Here is a 19,145-nt window from a genome sequence, read left to right on the forward strand (position 1 = left end):
GCCTTCTTGGTCACCCGGCGATATCGCGAATGGCGATCTCGCTCATGATGCGTTCCAGCACCTGATCGATGGACAATTCCGTGGAATCCAGCTGAATGGCGTCAGCCGCCGGCTTGAGCGGGGCTACCGCTCGCTGGGTGTCACGCTCATCGCGTGCACGTATCTCATCTAGCAGACTCGACAGACTAACACCATCGACTTTGCCCTTCAACTGCAAGTATCGACGGCGCGCACGCTCCTCGGCACTGGCGGTCAGGAAAATCTTCAGCGGTGCATCCGGAAATACCACCGTACCCATGTCTCGACCGTCGGCCACCAGACCCGGCGCTTCCAGGAATGCGCGCTGGCGCTGCAACAATGCTTCGCGAACCGCGGGCAATGCAGCCACCTGGGAGGCACCGGACCCGACACTCTCCGTACGGATCACATCGCTGACTTCGTCACCTTCCAGAATGATGCGCTGCAACTGACCGTCGGTCGCCGCAATGAATTGCACATCCAGATGAGCGGCGAGTTTTTTCAGCAATTCTTCATTGGTCAGGTCAACGCCGTGGTTATGCGCAGCGAAGGCCAGCAAACGGTACAGCGCACCGGAATCCAGCAGATTCCAGCCAAGGCGTTTGGCCAGTATCCCGGCGACGGTGCCTTTTCCGGAGCCGCTAGGCCCATCAATGGTGATGACCGGTGCAATGCTGTTCACGACTGGGCCTCTTGGGCAACGCGGATGCCGACCTGTGCGCACAGCGCGAGGAAGTTGGGGAACGACGTCGCGACGTTGGCGCAATCATGGATGCGGATGGGCGCACTGGCACGCAGCGAGGCAACACTGAAGGCCATGGCAATCCGGTGATCGCCGTGACCGTGCACTTCGGCGCCGCCGATCTGGCCGCCATCGATGATGATGCCGTCCGGGGTCGGTTCGCACTTGACGCCCAGCGCCAGCAAGCCATCGGCCATGACCTGAATGCGGTCCGACTCCTTCACCCGCAGCTCTTCGGCACCACGAAGCACGGTGCGCCCTTCGGCACAGGCAGCAGCCACGAACAGCACCGGGAACTCGTCGATCGCCAATGGAACCAGCGCTTCCGGAATCTCGATACCTTTGAGTTTAGCTGCACGTACGCGCAGGTCCGCTACCGGCTCGCCACCCACCTCACGCTGGTTTTCCAGGGTGATGTCAGCACCCATCAGACGCAGGATATCGATCACGCCGGTACGGGTCGGGTTGATACCGACATGCTCGAGCACCAGCTCGGAACCTTCGGCGATCGAAGCCGCTACCAGGAAAAACGCCGACGAGGAGATATCACCGGGTACTTCGATGTGGGTGGCGGTCAGCTTGTTTCCGGACTCCACCGATGCAGTCGCGCCATTGACGGTAACCGGATAGCCGAAACCACGCAGCATGCGCTCGGTGTGGTCACGGGTCGGCGCAGGCTCGGTAACGGTGGTCTTGCCTTCCGCGTACAGACCCGCCAGCAGCAGACAGGACTTCACCTGAGCACTGGCCATCGGCATGGTGTAAGTCAGGCCTTTGAGCTTGTGACCACCACGAATGGTCATCGGTGGGCGACCTTCAGCGGCGGTCTCGATCACGGCGCCCATTTCACGCAGCGGATTGGCCACGCGATTCATCGGACGCTTGGACAGCGAGGCATCGCCGGTCAGGGTGCTGTCGAAATCTTGCGCAGCCAGCAGGCCGGACAGCAGGCGCATCGAAGTACCGGAGTTACCCAGATAGATCGGGCCAGGCGCCGGCTTCAGGCCATGCAGGCCGACGCCGTGAATGGTCACGCGGCCGTGATGCGGCCCCTCGATCACGACACCCATGTCACGGAAAGCCTGAAGGGTTGCCAGGGCGTCTTCGCCCTCGAGGAAACCTTCCACTTCGGTCACGCCTTCGGCCAGGGAGCCCAGCATGATCGAACGGTGGGAAATCGATTTGTCACCTGGTACGCGAATCCGACCGGAAAGGCGGCCACCAGGTTGAGCCAGGAAAATCAGATCGTTGGAATTCATAGCGTCCACATAGGCCCGACGGGCCAGGATTTTACTGAAATGCTCGCGGGCAACCCGGGCGCGAGTGAAAACGCCCAACAATTGGTGCCCATCCCCTGCATCGACCGCGTCGCGCAAGGCGTCGAGGTCGCTGCGAAATGTATCGAGTGTGCGCAGGACAGCTTCGCGGTTGGCGAGGAAGATGTCATGCCACATGACCGGGTCGCTCCCGGCGATTCTTGTGAAATCGCGGAAACCGCCCGCAGCGTAGCGGAAGATCTCAAGATTTTCATTGCGCTTGGCCAACGAGTCGACCAAACCGAATGCCAGCAAATGCGGCAGATGACTGGTCGCCGCCAACACTTCGTCGTGGCGCTCGACCTGCATGTGCTCGACATCGGCACCCAATTCCCGCCACAAACGGTCGACCACCGCCAACGCTGCCGGATCGGTCTGATCCAGCGGCGTCAGAATCACCTTGTGGCGTCGAAACAGCTCGGCATTGGAGGCTTCCACCCCGCTCTGCTCAGAACCGGCTATCGGGTGCCCCGGAACGAAACGCGGCGGCATACCGCCAAATGCTTCGGTCGCAGCTCGCACCACATTGCCCTTGGCGCTGCCGACGTCGGTCAGGATCGCCGACCCCAGATCCATGCCAGCCAGTCGGGCGAGCAGTTTTTCCATGGCGAGGATCGGCACCGCCAACTGGATAACGTCTGCGCCCTGGCAGGCCAGTGCCAGGTCATCTTCGCAACGATCCACCACACCCAATTCAACCGCCAGCTTGCGCGATTGCGGATCGAGATCGACACCGACCACTTCGCGGCACAGGCCGCTTTCACGCAAGCCCTTGGCAAACGAACCGCCGATCAACCCCAGACCGACCACCACCAGGCGCCCGATCATAGGTTCAGCAGATTGCAGTGCAGTGACATCAACCACGAGCCAGGACCTTGGCCAGAGCTTCGAGGAAGCGGCTGTTTTCAGCCGGCAGACCGATGGTGATGCGCAAGTGATTCGGCATGCCGTAGTTAGCCACCGGACGCACGATCACACCTTCACGCAGCAACCCCTGGAAAACCGGGGCCGCCACTCGACCGAGATCGACACAAATGAAATTGCCCTTAGAGGGAATCCAGCTCAGCCCCAGATCGCGGAAGCCCGCTTGCAGCTGCTGCATGCCGGCCTCATTGAGTCGACGACTTTCGGCCAGGTACTCGGCGTCTTGCAGGGCGGCGCAAGCGGCAGCCAGGGCCAGGCTGTTGACGTTGAACGGCTGGCGCACACGATTCAGTACATCGGCGACCACCGCGGTGGACAAGCCATAGCCGACGCGCAGCGCCGCCAGGCCATAGGCCTTGGAGAAAGTCCGCGAAACGAGCAGGTTCGGGTAAGCCGCCAGGAAATCCAGACCGTCCGGCAGATCGCTGCCTTCGGCGTACTCGATGTAGGCCTCGTCCAGCACGACCAGCACGTGTTCCGGCACGTCCTGCAGGAATTCGTCCAGCGCCTCGGTATCGAACCAGGTCCCGGTCGGGTTGTTCGGGTTGGCGATGAACACCACGCGGGTATTGGCGTCGATCGCAGCCAACATGGCCGGCAGATCATGCCCCCAGTCTTTGGCCGGAATCACTTTGGCCTGGGCGCCGACAGCCTGGGTCACGATCGGATAGACCGCAAACGCGTGCTCGCTGAACACCGCATTCAGGCCCGGCGCCAGGTAAGCGCGCGCGACCAGCTCCAGAATGTCATTGGAGCCGTTGCCCAGGGTCACTTGACTCAGCTCGACTCGGCACTGCTCGGCCAGCAGGGTCTTGAGTGCGAAACCGTTGCCGTCCGGGTAGCGGGTCAGCTCTGCGAGCGCATCGTGGATGGCCGCCAGCGCCTTGGGGCTGGCGCCCAGCGGGTTTTCGTTGCTTGCCAGTTTGACGATGCTGGCCGGATCGAGGTCCAGCTCGCGCGCCAGTTCGTCCACGGGCTTGCCCGGAACGTAAGGCGAAAGTTGTTGCACGCCCGGCTGCGCCAGAGCTAGGAAATCACCACTCATTTGCTACCGCCCTTAGAGAACTGCTTTCGGGTAGGAACCCAGCACTTTGAGTGCCACTGCTTCCTGACTGATCTTTTCCAGCACACCCTTGATCAGCGGATCACGGTGGTGGCCGACGAAGTCGATGAAGAACACGTAGGTCCATTTGCCACTGCGCGACGGACGGGTCTCGATTCGCGTCAGGTCGATGCCATTGTCGTGGAATGGCACCAGCAACTCGTGAAGTGCGCCGGGCTTGTTGCTCATGGAGACAATGATCGAGGTCTTGTCGTCGCCAGTCGGCGGCACTTCCTGGTTGCCGATCATGAGGAACCGCGTGGAGTTATCCGGACGGTCTTCGATTTTCTCGGCCAGTCGGGTCAGCCCATACAGGCCAGCCGCCATATCGCCGGCAATCGCCGCCGAGTTCCACTCGCCCTTGACCCGCTTGGCCGCCTCGGCGTTGCTGGACACCGCCACGCGCTCGACATTCGGGTAATGGGCGTCCAGCCACTTGCGACACTGGGCCAGGGACTGAGCGTGGGAGTAGATGCGACTGATGCTGTCGGTCTTGGTGTTCTCACCGACCAACAGGTGATGGTGGATGCGCAGCTCGACTTCGCCGCAGATCACCATGTCGTGTTCAAGGAAGCTGTCCAGCGTGTGGTTGACCGCGCCTTCGGTGGAGTTCTCCACCGGGACCACGCCAAAGTTCACCGCACCGGCCGCCACTTCCCGGAACACTTCATCGATCGCCGCCATCGGCTTGCTGATCACGGCATGACCGAAGTGCTTCATGGCCGCAGCCTGGGTGAAGGTACCTTCAGGGCCGAGGTAAGCCACTTTCAGTGGCTGCTCGAGCGCCAGGCAGGAAGACATGATTTCGCGGAACAACCGCGCCATCTCTTCGTTACCCAGCGGCCCCTGGTTACGCTCCATGACACGCTTGAGCACCTGAGCTTCGCGCTCAGGACGATAGAACACCGGCACTTCGCCTTCGGCCAGCGAGGCCATCTTTACTCGCGCGACTTCCTGGGCGCAGCGCGCACGCTCACTGATCAACTCCAGGACCTTTTCGTCCAGGGCATCAATGCGCAGGCGCAGTGCCTTGAGTTCTTGCTCAGACATTAGCCGTGTTCCTTCTCGAACTCTGCCATGTACGAAACCAGCGCATTGATCGCGTTGATGTCGACGGCGTTATAGATGGAGGCGCGCATGCCGCCCACGGAGCGGTGCCCCTTGAGGTTCAACAGGCCACGCTCGTCGGCGCCGGCCAGGAACGGCTTGTCGAGACGGTCGTCCGCCAGGCGGAACGGCACGTTCATCCAGGAACGGTCCGACTTGTTGATCGGGTTGCTGTACAGGCCGCTGGCATCGATGAACGCGTACAGCGTGCGCTGCTTCACTTCGTTGAGCTTGCCGATGGCTTCGACACCGCCCTGCTCTTTCAGCCACTCGAACACCAGGCCGGACAGGTACCAGGCCAGGGTTGGCGGGGTGTTGTACATCGAACCGTTATCGGCCGCGACCTTGTAGTCGAGCATGGTCGGGCACAGGGAACGGGCGCGACCCAGCAGGTCTTCGCGAACGATGTTCACCACGATGCCGCTCGGGCCGATGTTTTTCTGGGCACCGGCGTAGATCATGCCGAAGCGCGAGACGTCGATCGGACGGGAAAGAATGTCCGAGGACATGTCGGCCACCAGCGGAACATCACCGGTTTGCGGAACCCACTGGAACTCCAGGCCACCAATGGTTTCGTTCGGCGCGTAGTGAACGTAGGCCGCGTCTTTCGACAGCTTCCACTCGTTCTGCCCGGGAATGGCGAAATAGTCGTAAGGCTTGGCGGTAGCGGCAACATTGACGTGGCCGTAGCGCGAAGCTTCTTCGATGGCTTTCTGCGACCAGATACCGGTATCGATATAGTCGGCAGAGCCGCTTTCCGGCAACAGGTTCAGAGGAATCTGAGCAAATTGCTGGCTGGCGCCACCTTGCAGAAACAGCACTTTATAGTTCGAGGGGATATCCAGCAGATCACGCAGATCCTGCTCGGCCTTGGTGGCAATGGACACGAATTCATCACTGCGATGACTCATCTCCATGACCGACAGGCCCTTGCCGTGCCAATCGAGAAGTTCACCCTGGGCGCGCTGCAGGACAGCTTCGGGAAGCGCCGCAGGACCGGCACAGAAGTTATAGGCTCTCTTGCTCACATCCAATCTCGCTCTGATTTGGTGGTATCACGCAATAAATCACATTGTCAGCCGACACCGGGTCCCTGCTGAAACAGATGTGTGGGAGCGAGCCTGCTCGCGATTGCATCACCGCGATACTTCAGACTTACCGTGGCGCCTGCATCGCGAGCAGGCTCGCTCCCACAAGGGATCTCCAGAGGTGTCGATATTTCATTACGGACAAACAACAAGGGGGCGAATTTTCATCCGCCCCCTGCTTACCTGCTTACTCTTGAGGTTCTTCGTCAGCGGCGGCGTCGAGTTGCTGGTCCTCGACAACGTCGTCGATCACGACCTCACCGTCGAACTCCGCACCCTCTTCACCTTCCAGCTCTTCACCCTCGACCTCCGACGGCTCCTGAACCCGCTCCAGACCAACCAGGGTTTCATCCTTGGCCAGTTTGATCAGGGTTACGCCCTGGGTGTTACGACCCAGGCTGGAGACTTCGTCGACACGGGTACGTACCAGGGTGCCCTGGTCGGAAATCAGCATGATCTCCTCGCCATCGAGCACCTGAACCGCACCGACCAGACGACCGTTACGCTCGTTGCTGACCATGGCGATAACGCCCTGGCCGCCACGTTTGTACTCAGGGAACTCGGTGATCGCCGTACGCTTGCCGAAGCCACGCTCGGAAGCGGTGAGGATCTGGCTGCCTTCTTCCGGGATCAGCATGGAAATCAGCTTCTGGCCTTCCGGCAGGCGCATGCCGCGCACACCGCGGGCGGTACGGCCCATGGCGCGAACGTCGGATTCCTTGAAGCGAGTCACCTTGCCACCATCGGAGAACAGCATGACTTCACGTTCGCCATCGGTAATGGCGGCGGAAATCAGTACGTCGCCTTCGTCCAGCTCCAGCGCGATCAAACCGACGCTGCGTTGACGGCTGAAGGATTCCAGCGGGGTCTTCTTCACGGTGCCGTTGGCGGTGGCCATGAAGATGTAGTGACCTTCGGTGTAGTCCTCGACCGGCAGCATGGTGGTGATGTATTCACCGTCATCCAGCGGCAGCAGGTTGACCAGCGGACGACCACGGGCAGCACGGGACGCCTCGGGGATTTCGTAAGTCTTGAGCCAGTACACCTTGCCCTTGCTGGAGAACAGCAACAGCGTGGTGTGACTGTTGGCAACCAGCAGGTGAGCGATGTAGTCCTCATCCTTGACGCCGGTCGCCGACTTGCCTTTACCGCCACGACGCTGGGCCTGATACGCAGCCAGCGGCTGGGTCTTGGCATAGCCACCGTGGGAAATGGTCACGACGCGCTCTTCTTCCGGGATCATGTCACCCAGGGTCAGGTCGAGACGGGCATCGAGGATCTCGGTGCGACGCACATCGCCGTATTCGGCGCGGATCACTTCCAGCTCTTCGCGGATCACTTCCATCAGGCGCGTGGCGCTGTTGAGAATGCGGATCAGCTCGCCGATCTGGTTGAGGATTTCTTGATACTCGGCCAGCAGCTTTTCGTGTTCCAGACCGGTCAGACGGTGCAGACGCAGTTCCAGAATGGCTTGCGCCTGTTCTGGCGACAGGAAGTACTTGCCGTCGCGCAGACCGTATTGCGGATCGAGGTTTTCCGGACGGCACGAATCGGCACCGGCACGCTCGACCATCGCGACCACCGCGGAGGATTCCCAAGGGGTGCTGACCAGCGCTTCCTTGGCTTCCGACGGAGTTGGCGAGGCCTTGATCAGGGCGATGACCGGGTCGATGTTCGACAGGGCGACCGCTTGACCTTCAAGGATGTGACCGCGCTCGCGCGCCTTGCGCAGTTCGAACACGGTACGGCGGGTGACCACTTCGCGACGGTGACGGACGAAGGCTTCCAGCAGGTCCTTGAGGTTCAGGATCCGTGGGCGACCGTCGATCAGCGCGACGATGTTGATGCCGAACACCGCTTGCAGCTGGGTCTGGGCGTAGAGGTTGTTGAGAATCACCTCCGGCACTTCGCCGCGACGCAACTCGATCACGACGCGCATACCGTCCTTGTCGGACTCGTCGCGCAGCTCGGTGATGCCTTCGAGTTTCTTCTCTTTTACCAGCTCGGCGATCTTCTCGATCAGGCGGGCCTTGTTCAGCTGGTATGGGAGTTCGGTGATGACGATCTGCTGACGGCCACCGACCTTGTCGATGTCTTCGATGATCGAGCGGGCGCGCATGTAAATGCGGCCGCGACCGGTGCGGTAGGCTTCGATGATGCCGGCGCGACCGTTGATGATCGCCGCCGTCGGGAAGTCCGGACCGGGAATGTATTGCATCAGCTCATCGACGGTCAGCTCAGGGTTGTCGATGAGGGCCAGGCAACCGTCGATGACTTCACCGAGGTTGTGCGGCGGAATGTTGGTCGCCATGCCCACGGCGATACCGCTGGAGCCGTTGACCAACAGGTTGGGAATACGGGTCGGCATGACCGCCGGGATCATTTCGGTGCCGTCGTAGTTCGGCACCCAGTCCACGGTTTCTTTGTGCAGGTCGGCCAGCAGCTCGTGCGCCAGCTTGGTCATGCGCACTTCGGTGTATCGCATGGCCGCGGCGTTGTCGCCGTCCACCGAACCGAAGTTGCCCTGGCCGTCTACCAGCAGGTAGCGCAGGGAGAATGGCTGCGCCATCCGAACGATGGTGTCGTACACCGCGGTATCACCGTGCGGGTGATACTTACCGATCACGTCACCGACAACACGGGCAGATTTCTTGTACGGCTTGTTGAAGTCGTTGCCCAGCTCGCTCATCGCGAACAGCACGCGCCGGTGCACGGGCTTCAAGCCATCGCGCGCATCCGGCAGTGCCCGCCCGACAATTACGCTCATCGCGTAGTCGAGGTAGGACTGCTTCAGCTCGTCTTCGATATTGACCGGGAGGATTTCTTTGGCCAGTTCGCCCATGAGAAGCCTGATTCCTTTTTCTGGTGAAACTTCGTCACATCCATATGGGACGAACGAAGCTCGCCGCTGCAGGCTCATTGCCATGCACCGACTTACGACAAATCAACGAGTTATGCCATGGATCTGCGCAGTAAAGGTCGCCCCTTGGGGCAACCCTGGAAACCGCCGGATGTTATCACAAGAGCCGCCACGCACCTATCCCCCTGATGCGCATGGAGCATAGTTAGTTGACCGGTGACAGGCTTGAAGGGGATCAGAGAAGCTTAGAGCTGTGTTGAATGGAGAATTTGTGGCTGATTCAAGTTGATTTGTTGGCTTTGAGGGCCCAATCGCGGGCAAGCCCGCCCCCACAGAGTTTTGCTGCGCTCACAAAACCTGTGGGAGCGGGCTTGCCCGCAATAGCGATCGATCAGGCGCCAGAGACCGTCAATGCAGACGCTTACGGCACATCAACTGCGTCATTTTCGCCGTATCCGGACGCTCGACGATGCCTTTTTCGGTGACGATGGCGTCGATCAAATCAGCCGGCGTGACATCGAACACCGGATTGAACGCATCGACATCCGCCCCGACCCGTTTGCCACCGACTTCCAGCAACTCGCGACCATCGCGCTCTTCAATCGGAATGTCGTCGCCACTGGCCAGGCTCATGTCGATGGTCGAACTCGGCGCCACCACCATGAACCGAACACCGTGGTGCATGGCGTTGACCGCCAGCTGATAGGTGCCGATCTTGTTCGCCACGTCGCCATTGGCGGTGATCCGGTCCGCGCCGACGATCACCCAGGTAATGCCCTTGGTTTTCATGATGTGCGCAGCAGCGGAATCGGCATTGAGGGTGACGGGAATGCCTTCGTTGGCCAGCTCCCACGCCGTCAATCGCGAACCCTGCAACCATGGGCGGGTTTCATCGGCGTAAACGCGCTCGACCATGCCTTCAATGAACGCCCCCCGAATCACACCCAGCGCGGTACCGAAGCCGCCGGTGGCCAGCGCGCCGGTATTGCAATGGGTCAGGATGGCCTGAGCGTTGCCCTGATGCTTGCGGATCAGGTCCACACCCAGTTGCGCCATGGTGAGGTTGGCTTCGCGATCACTTTCGTGGATTGCGATGGCCTCGGCCTCCAGGACAGAGAGCGGATCGGCATGATTCTTCAGCCGATCGAGCCGTTCCTGCATGCGACCCAGCGCCCAGAACAGATTGACAGCGGTCGGCCGGGAATCGGCGAGCAGAGCAAAATCCTCCGCCAGCGCCGCCTGCCAGTCCCCGCCTTCGGCAAACCGCGCGCGAGCCGCCAGCACAACGCCATAAGCGGCACTGATACCGATCGCCGGCGCACCGCGCACCACCATCGAGCGAATGGCCTCGGCCACGCCAGCCGCGCTGGTGTAGGCGATCCAGGTCTCCTCGAACGGCAAAATACGCTGATCCAGCAGATACAGGGCGCCATCACGCCAATCGATGGCCTTCACTTTCTCCGCAGCCAACAGTCGATCGCGCATCCCTCACCCCGCACTCATGAACAAAAGCCGCCGATTATAGCGATCCCCCCGCGAAGACGCTCGGGTATACTTCGCCATCCTTTACAAAAGCACTGGAACCGACCCTCGATGCCGAACACTGCCGCTGCGCTCGACCTGTTATTACTGCCGACCTGGCTGGTACCCGTCGAACCCGCTGGCGTTGTCCTCAAGGACCATGCCCTGGGCATCCGCGACGGACGCATCGTCTTCATCGGCCCACGTTCCGCCGCCCTGAAGCTTAATGCAAGCGAAGTGCGAGATCTGCCGGACATCTTGCTCAGTCCCGGCCTGATCAATGCTCACGGACATGCGGCGATGACCCTGTTCCGCGGCCTGGCCGATGACCTGCCGCTCATGACCTGGCTGGAAAACCACATCTGGCCGGCCGAAGCCAAATGGGTCGACGAGGATTTTGTCCGCGATGGCACGGACCTGGCTATCGCCGAGCAGATCAAAGGTGGCATCACTTGCTTCTCTGACATGTATTTCTTCCCGAAGGTTGCCACCGAGCGCGTGCACAAGAGCGGCATTCGCGCACAGATCGCGATCCCGATCCTCGATTTCCCCATTCCCGGCGCCAGCACGGCGGACGAAGCCATTCGTCAGGGCATCGAGTTGTTCGGCGACCTCAAGCACCATGACCGCATCAAAGTCACCTTCGGCCCCCATGCCCCTTATACCGTGGGCGACGAAAACCTGGAAAAAATCCGCGTGATCGCCGAAGAACTCGACGCCTCGATCCACATGCACGTGCATGAAACCGCGTTCGAGGTGCAGCAGTCGATCGAGCAGCGCGGCGAACGTCCGCTGGCTCGCCTCGCGCGACTGGGCCTGCTCGGGCCGCGCTTCCAGGCCGTTCACATGACCCAGATCAGCGAAGAAGACCTGGCGCTGCTGGTAGAAAGCAACACCAGCGTGATTCATTGCCCGGAGTCGAACCTGAAGCTGGCCAGCGGTTTCTGCCCGGTGGAACGCCTCTGGCAGGCTGGCGTGAATGTCGCGGTCGGCACCGATGGCTCGGCCAGCAATAACGACCTGGACCTGCTCGGTGAAACCCGCACCGCCGCCCTGCTCGCCAAGGCGGTCGCCGGCTCGGCCACCGCGCTGGATGCCCATCGCGCCCTGCGCATGGCCACGCTCAACGGTGCACGTGCCCTGGGGATCGAAGCCGAGGTCGGCTCCCTGGAACTGGGCAAGGCCGCTGACATGGTGGCATTCGACCTCTCCGGGCTGGCCCAACAACCGGTCTACGACCCTGTTTCGCAGCTTATCTATGCCACGGGCCGGGACAGCGTGAAACACCTTTGGGTCGCCGGCCAGCAACTGCTGGACGACCGGCGCCTGACCCGCCTGGATGAACAACAGTTGATCGCCATCGCCAAGGCCTGGGGCCAGCGCATCAGCGGTCGCTACGAATCGTAAGCCCCCCGGACCGAAAACCGGGGCAACAGGATTTTTCAAGTTTTAGAGGACTTAAACCATGAGCAACGTCGACTACGCCGAAATCGCCAAATTCGAAGCCCTGGCGCACCGCTGGTGGGATCGTGAAAGCGAATTCAAACCACTGCACGACATCAACCCGCTGCGAGTCAACTGGATTGACGAACGCGTCAACCTGGCCGGCAAGAAAGTCCTCGACGTCGGCTGCGGCGGCGGCATTCTCAGCGAAGCCATGGCCCAGCGCGGCGCTACGGTGACGGGCATCGACATGGGCGAAGCGCCACTGGCGGTCGCGCAGTTGCATCAACTGGAGTCCGGCGTGAACGTCGAATACCGGCAAATCACCGCCGAAGCCCTGGCCGAGGAAATGCCGGAGCAATTCGACGTCGTCACCTGCCTGGAGATGCTCGAACACGTGCCGGACCCCTCCTCGGTCATCCGTGCCTGCTTCCGCATGGTCAAACCCGGCGGCCAGGTGTTCTTCTCCACCATCAACCGCAACCCGAAGGCCTACCTGTTCGCCATTGTCGGCGCCGAATACATCATGAAGCTGCTGCCGCGCGGCACCCACGACTTCAAGAAATTCATTCGGCCTTCCGAGCTTGGCGCCTGGAGCCGCATGGCTGGCCTGACGGTCAAGGATATTATCGGCCTGACCTACAACCCGCTGACCAAGCACTACAAACTGGCAGCCGATGTTGACGTCAACTACATGATCCAGACCCTGCGCGAGGAGTAAGCCGATGCGTATCAGAGCAGTTCTATTCGACATGGACGGCACCCTGCTCGACACCGCGCCGGACTTCATTGCGATCTGTCAGGCGATGCGTGCCGATCGCGGCTTGCCGCCGATCAACGACAAACATATTCGCGATGAGATTTCCGGTGGTGCCAAGGCGATGGTCGCCGTGACCTTCTCCATGGACCCTGAGTCCCCAGGCTTCGAAGAGCTGCGCCTGGAATTCCTTGAGCGCTACCTCGTGGGTTGTGCCGTACACAGCAAACTATTCGACGGCATGGGCGAACTGCTGGCCGACATCGAGAGCGCCAACCTGATCTGGGGCGTGGTCACCAACAAGCCACTGCGTTTCGCCGAACCGATCATGCAGCAGCTCGGGCTGGCCGAGCGTTCGGCCCTGCTGATCTGTCCGGACCACGTGAAGAACAGCAAACCGGACCCCGAGCCACTGATCCTCGCCTGCAAGATGCTTGACCTCCACCCGGCCAGCGTCTTGTTCGTCGGCGATGATTTGCGCGATATCGAATCGGGCCGCGATGCGGGCACCAGGACGGCAGCGGTGACGTTCGGCTACATCCACCCGGACGACAACCCGCGGCACTGGGGCGCGGACGTGGTGGTCGATCATCCGCTGGAATTGCGCAAGGTGCTCGATAGCGCCCTTTGCAGCTGCTGACCAAAGACGCCTTGGTGGCAAGGGAGCCCGCTCCCTCGCCACAGGTTCGGTCTCCGCTTCTTGTTGAATTTGCTGTGAGGTTTTTATGTTCGATTATTCCGCTCGCCCTGATTTGCTCAAGGACCGGGTCATCCTGGTCACCGGTGCCGGTCGTGGCATAGGCGCCGCCGCCGCGAAAACCTATGCGGCCCATGGCGCTACCGTACTGTTGCTGGGCAAGACCGAAGCCAATCTGACTCAGGTCTACGACGAAATCGAAGCGGCCGGCCATCCGCAACCCGCGGTGATCCCGTTTAATCTGGAAACCGCCCTGCCCCATCAATACGATGAGCTGGCGGCGATGATCGAAAGTGAATTCGGCCACCTCGATGGCCTGCTGCACAACGCGTCAATCATCGGCCCACGCACGCCGATCGAACAACTGTCCGGCGAAAACTTCATGCGGGTCATGCAAGTCAACGTCAACGCCATGTTCATGTTGACCAGCACACTGTTGCCACTGCTCAAGCTGTCCCGGGACGCCTCGGTGGTATTCACCTCCAGCAGCGTCGGCCGCAAGGGCCGTGCGTACTGGGGCGCTTATGGTGTCTCGAAGTTCGCCACCGAAGGCCTGATGCAAACGCTGGCCGATGAAGTCGACACCGTGGCCCCCGTACGCTCCAACAGCATCAACCCGGGCGCCACCCGGACCAGCATGCGCGCCCAGGCGTATCCGGGGGAAAACCCGCTGAACAACCCGACGCCCGAGGAAATCATGCCGGTCTACCTCTACCTGATGGGTCCGGACAGCACAGGTATCAACGGCCAGGCATTCAACGCCCAGTAATACCGTGCGTCGCTTTTGTGCCGCGCCGACTTCCCGTCGCGGCACCCAAGGTTCAGTGGTTTTTCAGTCAATCAAATGCCGCACAAGTGCCCTCCACCCTTTCAGCTACCGTTAACACATTGATTTCGAAATATTTTTATTTAATTGAACGCTCTGGCATGACTTTCGCTCTACCTTTGTTCAAACAGGCAGTGTGAAAGCAGGCAAGCGGGGCTTAACTCGACGGGTTACAAAACCGCGATAAAGCAGATTAGACTTGTAAGAGATGTCCTACGGGACTGACGGACCAGTATGACGCGCAGCCCAAAGCCGCTCTCACCCAGCTTGTAAGACAGCCTTACTGCTCAGGGGCGCACAGCATATGAAATCACCTTCCCAGACCAACGCAATTGACTTCGATAGCGCCAAATTGCAACGCCTGGGTTTTGGTCAGCAGCAAACCACTCTGGAAAGACCTCTCAGTCTTGCGCAACTGCGCCAGCAACTGAGCCTGCAGCTGCAAACCAGTCTTGAGCCACAACGCATTCTCGGACTGTTTTTCCGCGAAATTCAGCGACTCGTTCCACTCGATTCCTTGAGTTACCAGCACAATAGCAGCGACTTGCGCCTGGAGTTCGGCCAACGCGGGCATCACTCCATCAGTTACAACCTCAGTCATGAAGGTGAACACCTGGGTGAACTGGTGTTTCGCCGCAATCAGCGCTTCACCGAGCAAGAACAGGGCAACCTCGAATCGCTGCTGGCCTCGCTGCTTTATCCGATGCGCAACGCCTTGCTTTACCGTGCCGCCACCCGGAGCGCATTGCGCGATCCACTGACCGACACCGGCAACCGTATCGCCATGGACCAGACGCTGCAGCGGGAAATCGAACTGTCGCGGCGCCATTTGCAACCGCTGTCGCTATTGATGCTGGACATCGATCACTTCAAGCAGATCAACGACACCCACGGGCACAGTGCCGGCGATGACGTGCTCAAGGCCGTTGCCGCGTCGATCAAAGGCCAGTTGCGTAACGTAGACATGGTGTTTCGCTATGGCGGGGAAGAGTTCCTGATCCTGCTGTCGAACACCACCCGGGAAGCAGCGGCCATGGTTGGCGAACGACTGCGGTTGGCGGCGCAAACCGAGGACTTCCTGGCTGATGGCCGTCTGGTCGGGCTGACCGTCAGCATCGGCTGCTCGACCCTGTTGCCCGGCGAGTCTGTGGAGAGCCTGTTGCGCAGGGCCGACAATGCGCTTTATGTGGCCAAGCGCGAAGGGCGTAACCGTTTGACGATGGCGGGCTGAGATTTCAGCAACGCTGCATAATCAATGTGGGAGCGAGCCTGCTCGCGATAGTGGAGTGCCAGTCAACATCAATGTTGATTGATAAACCGCTATCGCGAGCAGGCTCGCTCCCACAGTTTTATTGCATGTTACTCGGATCAGTTTTCGGCCAGTGCCAGTCGCTCACGGGCTACCGGCGTTCTTTCCGCGTGTTCCAGCTGCATGCTGCGTTCCAGGAACAGGAACATGTAGTCGTAGCTCTTGCACACAGCCTGGCGCAATTCCGTCTGCAGGGATTTGCTCGGATTCATGCCTGCCAGGGTGCAGATGATTTCCAGCGCTTCCCATGGATGAGCATCGTCGTACTGAGCATGCATCTTCAGCCACTTCATCGCCCGCTTGCGCTCTTCCTCGGGAAACGACGCCGCATAGACGCCATTGGAACAGACCAGCGCCGACCACTCCCCGGTTGCGCCTTCAATGGCATAGTTGGTGGCCGCAATGGCCACGATCAGCGAGTCCGAGGAACTGGTGTGCCAGCACCAATGGCTCAAGGCGTGAAGCTCAGGGGCTACCTGTTGCGCCTGCAGATCTTCCAGGGTGACGCCGTGAGCACGGCTCCAGTTCACCCAATAATCGGCGTGGTTCAATTCGACGCGAATGTTGCGCATCAACCAGCGACGCGCCATGTCCTCGCCTGGGTGGCGGGCAAAACGGGTCTTGGTCAGGTTTTGTGCCATGTATAACGCGAACTGTTCAACCACCGGCCAGCCACCTATCAGGTACTGGCGCATGGTCTTTGCGCTGAGCTTGTTGTCACGCATGCGCTGATACAGTTCGTGTTCGACGACCCGGCGCTTGCTCTCGCTGCAGTCCTGGACCAATCGTTGAGCCCAGGCGGGATAACTTGCAGCTTCCATGAGTGGTCCGGTTCGGTTGAATGTATCGATCACTGTCGAGCTCCTTTTGATTGTGATTGTTGGGATCAGCAAGAGATTTCAACGGAACGTGCCAGGCGCCCTGAACAACAAAGGCTGAGGCCTGGCAGGACGACTTTGCAAGCTATCGCAGGTAAACAGTTGCGGGCGCTCAATGAGATACCCTTGAGCGTAATCCACCCCGATCTCCAGCAATGCCTGCTCGATCTGAGGCGTCTCGACAAACTCGGCAATCGTACGCTTACCCATGACATGACCGATATGATTGATCACCTCGACCATGGCGCGGTTAATCGGGTCGTCCAGCATATCCTTTACGAAACTCCCGTCGATCTTCAGGAAGTCTACAGGCAAATGTTTCAAGTAAGCGAATGAGGACATACCGGCGCAAAAATCGTCCAGCGAAAAATGGCAGCCTAAGCCCTTGAGTTCATTAATGAATCTGATTGCGCTGCCCAAATTTGAAATGGCGCTGGTTTCAGTAATTTCAAAACAAATCATTTCAGCCGGTATTGAATAAGTAACGAACTGTTCACGCAGGAAGTCCAGAAAAGCCTCATCTCCGATGGTAGTGCCTGACAGATTGATCGCACACATGGCCAAAGGCCCCTGACGCTTTTCGGCACGACATTGGGCGATGATCTTGAATACGTTTTGCACGACCCACCGATCAATCAAGCTCATCAGGCCATAACGCTCGGCCGCCGGAATAAAGCTGTCGGGCAGGATCATGCGCCCGGCTTCGTCATGCAGACGCAGCAGGATCTCAATGTGTCCGCTGCCCGCGTCAGTACGGCCGAGCGGCGCGATTTCCTGGGCATACAGGCAGAAGCGATCTTCTTCCAAGGCCATGTGCAAGCGCTGCACCCAAGCCATTTCGCCGAAACGCAGGGACAGTTCCGAATCATCCGGATGATAGAGCTGAACCCGGTTACGACCTTTTTCCTTGGCCATGTAGCAGGCCATGTCGGCAGCGCGCAACGAAGCCTCGAGTGTGGTCGGATGTTGCGCGACATGCACCAGCCCGATACTGACGGTGGTCACGAAAGGTCGACCTTTCCAGACAAAGTGCAGATTCTGTACGGTCTGGCGCAGGCTCTCGGCAATAGTTTCCGCCGCCTCCAGCCCACAATTCTCCAGCAGGATGCCGAACTCGTCGCCGCCCAGCCGAGCGAGGGTATCGCCTTCGCGCAATCCCGATTGCAACAGCGCGCAGATATGCCGCAGCAATTCGTCCCCCGCCGCATGGCCGCAGGTATCGTTGACCAACTTGAATTGATCAAGATCGAGAAACATCAGGGCGTGACGCCCCGTCTGCCGCGCCAGCGTGTGTAGCGCCTGCTCCAGGCGATACTCGAACTCGCGACGGTTGGCGAGCCCGGTCAATGCGTCATGGGTAGCCTGCCAGGACAGATTGGCGATGTATTGCCGCTCCTGGGTCATGTCGTGCAGCACCAGTACGGCGCCGCTGACGTTGCCGGCATTGCGGATCGGCGCGCCAACCAGCGTGACCGACACCGTGCTGCCATCCAGGCGTTGAATCAACTTGGAATGTTCACTGCCACCGCTGAGCTGACCGCTCAGAATTCGCTCGATCAACGTGAATCCGTCGGTGTGGGCATTCTCGTCCAGCAGATTGAACAGCGCCGCCAGCGGCAACCCCGTCGCCTGCTCGGCCTTCCAGTGGGTCAACATCTCGGCCGCCGGGTTCATGTAGGCAATTGCGCCTTCGACATCCGTGGTGATCACCGCGTCGCCAATCGATTGCAGGGTGATCTGCGCCCGGTCTTTCTCGAGCTGCAGGGCATCGGCGAAGGCATGACGTTGTTTGAGCAACTTGTGGGTGCGCATCAAGGCCAGCGCAATCAGGCCAAGGGCGGTGGCGAGGTTGGTCACCAGTAACAGCCGGAGAATGACCCGAGATCCCTCTCCCAGTGCGTCACTGAAAGCTTTCGCTGCCGGAGTCACTTCAACATTGATTGCAAATATCTGCGCCTTCCAGTTCTTGATATCGGCCTCGGAGGCCGGGCCGGCGGCAATGTGCCGGTGCATGTCCTGCGCAACGTCATCAAGCTTGACCAGATACGAATCACCCACCGTCCAGAGATTGATAGCCTTCTCGAGGTAACTGAAATGGCGGAAATTGAGGTACAGCCAGATCAGACTGGAAACGTCATCCGGGTGGTTGCCACCCTTGAGAATCGCCAGGCGCGCCGCTTCGATATTCGGCGGTTGATGATCCAGCGCTACCCGCAACTCGTGACCGCCCTGGGGCACGGACATCGCGCTCTGGTATTTGCGGAAAATCGACTCGTCACGACTGTCGGCGTAGAGATTGAGGTAGTAGATGGCGTCTTTCTGGCCTTTGGACCACAAGCTTTCACCCGCTACATAGCCGCGAACCGCCGACAGCACGTAAAGGCTAACGCCACCCAACAAGGCTTGAAACAACACTACGGCGATAAATGGCCAGACGATGCCCAATAACCGTGGCGTTCCGAGTGTCCGCGTTTGATTCATGAGGTCCCTTGCATTAGCACTTCTTGCTCGTCTTCCGGACGAAATCGCTACAGCTAGACTAGGGCGCGATCTCATT

The 19,145-nt window shown here is 60.0% G+C and carries 14 protein-coding genes; 5 read left to right on the top strand and 9 right to left on the bottom strand.

The window, feature by feature from the left end; all coding sequences use genetic code 11:
- Window positions 1-10: 10 nt before the first annotated feature.
- The 7 genes from cmk to mtnA form a co-directional block, all read right to left on the bottom strand.
- On the bottom strand, window positions 11-700 hold the full coding sequence (gene cmk / locus JQF37_RS18355; protein ID WP_047527093.1) for a (d)CMP kinase: 690 nt from the start codon (window positions 698-700) through the stop codon (window positions 11-13).
- A complete protein-coding gene (locus JQF37_RS18360) occupies window positions 697-2,904 on the bottom strand; it encodes a bifunctional prephenate dehydrogenase/3-phosphoshikimate 1-carboxyvinyltransferase (RefSeq protein ID WP_239142527.1) in 2,208 nt (735 codons plus the stop codon). The genes cmk and JQF37_RS18360 overlap by 4 nt, the downstream gene beginning before the upstream one ends.
- A 28-nt stretch (window positions 2,905-2,932) precedes the next feature.
- Entirely contained in the window at window positions 2,933-4,045 is a 1,113-nt protein-coding gene (gene hisC / locus JQF37_RS18365; RefSeq protein WP_130206870.1) for a histidinol-phosphate transaminase, read from the bottom strand.
- A gap of 12 nt (window positions 4,046-4,057) precedes the next feature.
- Window positions 4,058-5,152: a prephenate dehydratase gene (gene pheA, locus JQF37_RS18370; protein ID WP_047527090.1), complete on the bottom strand. Its 1,095-nt coding sequence runs from the start codon at window positions 5,150-5,152 to the stop codon at window positions 4,058-4,060.
- Window positions 5,152-6,237 (bottom strand): 3-phosphoserine/phosphohydroxythreonine transaminase, encoded by a 1,086-nt coding sequence (gene serC / locus JQF37_RS18375; protein ID WP_130206868.1) that lies wholly within the window; start codon window positions 6,235-6,237, stop codon window positions 5,152-5,154. Before serC ends, pheA begins: the two co-directional genes overlap by 1 nt.
- A 247-nt stretch (window positions 6,238-6,484) precedes the next feature.
- On the bottom strand, window positions 6,485-9,139 hold the full coding sequence (gene gyrA, locus JQF37_RS18380) for a DNA gyrase subunit A (RefSeq protein WP_130206866.1): 2,655 nt from the start codon (window positions 9,137-9,139) through the stop codon (window positions 6,485-6,487).
- A 426-nt stretch (window positions 9,140-9,565) separates the two neighbouring features.
- Window positions 9,566-10,642, bottom strand: coding sequence for an S-methyl-5-thioribose-1-phosphate isomerase (mtnA, locus tag JQF37_RS18385; protein WP_047527088.1), 1,077 nt, complete (start codon window positions 10,640-10,642; stop codon window positions 9,566-9,568).
- Between the two features lie 108 nt (window positions 10,643-10,750).
- Here mtnA and JQF37_RS18390 point away from each other — a divergent pair, with 108 nt between their 5' ends.
- From JQF37_RS18390 to JQF37_RS18410, 5 genes are all read left to right on the top strand, one after another.
- Complete coding sequence (locus tag JQF37_RS18390) at window positions 10,751-12,085, top strand: TRZ/ATZ family hydrolase (protein ID WP_130206865.1); 1,335 nt, start codon at window positions 10,751-10,753, stop codon at window positions 12,083-12,085.
- Between the two features lie 58 nt (window positions 12,086-12,143).
- The gene (gene ubiG / locus JQF37_RS18395; RefSeq protein ID WP_007973655.1) at window positions 12,144-12,842 is read left to right on the top strand and encodes a bifunctional 2-polyprenyl-6-hydroxyphenol methylase/3-demethylubiquinol 3-O-methyltransferase UbiG; all 699 of its coding nucleotides are present in this window, start codon (window positions 12,144-12,146) and stop codon (window positions 12,840-12,842) included.
- 4 nt (window positions 12,843-12,846) lie between these two features.
- Window positions 12,847-13,518, top strand: a complete 672-nt coding sequence (gene mupP, locus JQF37_RS18400; protein WP_090467988.1) for an N-acetylmuramic acid 6-phosphate phosphatase MupP — start codon at window positions 12,847-12,849, stop codon at window positions 13,516-13,518.
- A gap of 85 nt (window positions 13,519-13,603) precedes the next feature.
- Window positions 13,604-14,344, top strand: coding sequence for a YciK family oxidoreductase (locus tag JQF37_RS18405; protein WP_130206863.1), 741 nt, complete (start codon window positions 13,604-13,606; stop codon window positions 14,342-14,344).
- Window positions 14,345-14,705: 361 nt separating this feature from the next.
- Window positions 14,706-15,632 (top strand): GGDEF domain-containing protein, encoded by a 927-nt coding sequence (locus tag JQF37_RS18410; RefSeq protein WP_130206861.1) that lies wholly within the window; start codon window positions 14,706-14,708, stop codon window positions 15,630-15,632.
- 137 nt (window positions 15,633-15,769) lie between these two features.
- Here the strand turns inward: JQF37_RS18410 and JQF37_RS18415 are convergent, their stop codons facing one another.
- Window positions 15,770-16,564: an iron-containing redox enzyme family protein gene (locus JQF37_RS18415; RefSeq protein ID WP_130206859.1), complete on the bottom strand. Its 795-nt coding sequence runs from the start codon at window positions 16,562-16,564 to the stop codon at window positions 15,770-15,772.
- A 45-nt stretch (window positions 16,565-16,609) separates the two neighbouring features.
- The gene (locus tag JQF37_RS18420; RefSeq protein WP_130206857.1) at window positions 16,610-19,069 is read right to left on the bottom strand and encodes an EAL domain-containing protein; all 2,460 of its coding nucleotides are present in this window, start codon (window positions 19,067-19,069) and stop codon (window positions 16,610-16,612) included.
- Window positions 19,070-19,145 lie beyond the last annotated feature (76 nt).

The organism is Pseudomonas sp. MIL9, from assembly GCF_016887925.1.
Taxonomy (GTDB): domain Bacteria; phylum Pseudomonadota; class Gammaproteobacteria; order Pseudomonadales; family Pseudomonadaceae; genus Aquipseudomonas; species Aquipseudomonas mohnii.